Consider the following 2885-nt stretch of genomic DNA (forward strand, 5'->3'; position numbering starts at 1 on the left):
GATCACCGATCGCCTTCGAGAACGCCCTCCACCGCACACCAACTACGCTGGCACCAGCCGCATAACCCGTGTTCAGGATTCGGGGTCAAGGCCCCTCACCCCTCCCGAAAGCCGTCTGGAGTGAACCCCAGTCAGTCTCCGCCAGGACTACCTGGCAGAGCGGCAAGTCAGCCTCGCGAGGCGCCCGGCTGTGGTTCACAGGCCAAACCTAGACCAGACCTCTGACACGATTCCCGTCCGGCCGGCGAGAAGCCGCTGTCCTCCCGCGAGCGACGGGTGCGTTTGCGCTGGTCAGGCATACGGTCGGCAGTGGAGCAGCATCTCGCCGAACTGCCCGAAGACCCACCGCTGTAGTCCTGGCGGTTCGCACAGCGGGGACGGGGAGGGGCCCTTCCCCTGTGCGCGTACAGGAAGCCCTTCCGGGAGCTTGCGCGCACTTGGGAAACTCAGCCCCTCCAGCCCTGCCAGCCCCGTACAGAGACCGCGCAGTTCCCTGACCGCAGCCCTGCCCGCGCACAACCCCTGAGCAGGCCGAGGTCGCGGAGAGAGCGTGAACCTGCTGGTCCCTGCCACGGCCGTAGAGGCAGGATGGCTCTGTTCACCGCCTCAGGGAAGGACTGTCCTCCTCATGGCGCGGCCGCCGCTGACCTCAGTTATGCGGTCTGTCAACCTGTTCCAACACGGGAGTGTCTCAAGACGTCGCTGCTGCCTGGCGGCGTGACAAGGAGTCGTGCCAGGCAGCAGACGGACGGCTGGTTAGAGGCGGGTGGCGATGATGGCTTCGGTTCGTACGACTTCGTCGAAGACGCCGTCGGGGCTGAACTCGGTGAGGGCCTGGCGCAGGTCGCGTTCGAAGGCGTCCTTCTGGCCGCCGAGTTGGGCGGGACTGGAGTAGCTGTAGGAGAACTGCAGGCCGATGACTTCGTCCAGGGTGCGGGTGACGGTGCGGTCCCAGCGAGCGGTCTCGACGTCGGGGAACGGGGAGCGGGCCAGGACGTCCTGGTGGCGTTCCTTGGGGTGGGAGTAGGTGCCGGAGCCGGCCCGGCGCTCGGGCCCGAGATAGTCGGTGCGGACGTCGGCGATGACCTGGAGCCAGGTGGCGGGCTCGATGTCGCCGGGGGCGCCGCCGGAGGCGAGGACGACGGCCCCGTTCGCTTCGATGAGCTGGTCGAGGTCGCGCAGGGTCTGGTCGCGGTCCATCCAGTGGAAGGCGGCGCCCATCACGGTCAGCAGCACCGGCTGCAGGCCCATGGTGGGCAGGGTGCCCGAGTCGCCCTGGCGCCAGTCGATGTTGGTGATCCCGCGGTCTGCCGCCATCTTGCGGCCCTCTTTGAGCATGCCGGGCTCGGGGTCGATGGCGGTGACATGGCCGACGAGCCTGGCAAGGGGCAGGGCCAGCAAGCCGGTTCCGGTGCCCAGGTCCAGGACGTGCTCGCTGCCGTTGAGAGCGAAGCGGGCGGTCAGCATGTCGTAGAAGGCCGGATCGTAGCCGGGCCGGAAGCGGGCGTAGTAGGGGGCGGTGGAGGTGAATAGTTCGTCAGGCGTGTAGGCGGCCATCTCGTCAGTCTCTCGTGTCCAGTTAGGCGGATGCGCAGGCAGCGCAGCGGGTGGCTTGCGGCGACGTAGTGGCGGATGTCTTCGGTGTGGGGATGGTGCTGGTGTGGATCGGTGTGGAGCGTGCGGCGGATCTGCTGGATGTCGTGGTCGCCGGTGAGCAGGTAGCGCGGGCCGGGGCCGAGGTTGAGGCAGAGCCGTCGGCGGTCCTGGTGGCGTCGGGGGTAGGGCAGTCGGTCGAAGTTGTCGACGTGCAGGCCGATCCGGCGACCGGTGGCGGTGTCCTCGGTGGTGGTGGCCCAGTGGCCGGGGCTGGCCGCGCACCCCAGGAGGGCGGTTGGCTATGGAGGTCTCATCGGGAGTCGTTTCGAGGTGTGTGAGGGAGTCACTGGTTGGCTCTCGACATGATCAATCGCGATGACTTTTGATGTCACTCGTTTGCCCGTTGGCCCCATCCCTTCGCCGTCCGCTCGCAGTTCGGCGGGCCGGGCCAGAGGTGAGGGCCTCAAGCCTGGCCTCGCAGCTACTGCGCAGTGGCAGTGCTGTTCGGGGGATCGAATACGCAGAACTCGTTGCCCTCGGGGTCTCCCAGCACACAGAACTAGACGTTCTGGAGTGCAGCCATGTCGGCATCTACGCTGGTCAAGCCCGGTAGCGGAACCCCGTTGGTCCCTACAGGGGGGATGACAGACACACCCCGCAACCCTCTCGCGGGCACGGTATACGAGACCGAGACCCTGCGAGGTGTGCGGTGCGTGCGCCTGTCCGTGCTCACCGACGAGGCCACCAGCCCCGAGCGGCAGCGCGAAGCCGACGACATAGCCGCCGCAGCACTCAACATCAACTTTGGCGAAGGTGACCAGCTACGCGAAGCCGTCGACCTTGACGTCTCGGCTTCCAAGTTCGGCCCGTTCGAGCGGGAACAGCTCGGTGCGTGGCTTGCACGTCCAGACGACTTTGACGCGCTGGTGTGGTGGCGGTTTGACCGTGCCATCCGGTCCATGGCGCACATGCACGAGCTTGCGAAGTGGGCCAAGCAGCATCGAAAGATGCTCGTCTTTGCCGAGGGCATTGGCGCGGGGCGGCTCGTCTTTGACTTCCGCAACCCCATGGCCCCCATGAGCGAACTCATGATGATGATGCTCGCTTTTGCCGCTCAGGTGGAGTCGCAGAGCATCAAAGACCGTGTCACCGGGGCCATGGCAGCCATACGCAAGATGCCGTTCCGGTGGCGTGGGGGCCTTACCCCCTGATGTTGAACACACGAGACACTGGATCCTGAGGATCTGAGAACGGACATCTCGTGGTCATGAAGAACTACCCGCCGCAGT

General features: G+C 66.3%; 1 protein-coding gene and 1 pseudogene. One reads left to right on the forward strand and one right to left on the reverse strand.

What is annotated here, in order from left to right:
* Positions 1-756: 756 nt before the first annotated feature.
* Positions 757-1557: a class I SAM-dependent methyltransferase gene (locus ACFYVL_RS44590; RefSeq protein ID WP_389255923.1), complete on the reverse strand. Its 801-nt coding sequence runs from the start codon at positions 1555-1557 to the stop codon at positions 757-759.
* A gap of 680 nt (positions 1558-2237) precedes the next feature.
* Here ACFYVL_RS44590 and ACFYVL_RS44595 point away from each other — a divergent pair.
* Positions 2238-2804 (forward strand): annotated as a pseudogene (locus ACFYVL_RS44595) (recombinase family protein); the annotation flags it as partial.
* Positions 2805-2885 lie beyond the last annotated feature (81 nt).

Origin of the sequence: Streptomyces sp. NPDC004111 (genome assembly GCF_042874215.1) — a bacterium.
GTDB lineage: Bacteria > Actinomycetota > Actinomycetes > Streptomycetales > Streptomycetaceae > Streptomyces.

Bases quoted from the DNA above. Each gene is read 5' to 3' on its own strand.
- ACFYVL_RS44590 (WP_389255923.1), bottom strand. From the start codon at position 1,557: ATGGCCGCCTACACGCCTGACGAACTATTCACCTCCACCGCCCCCTAC.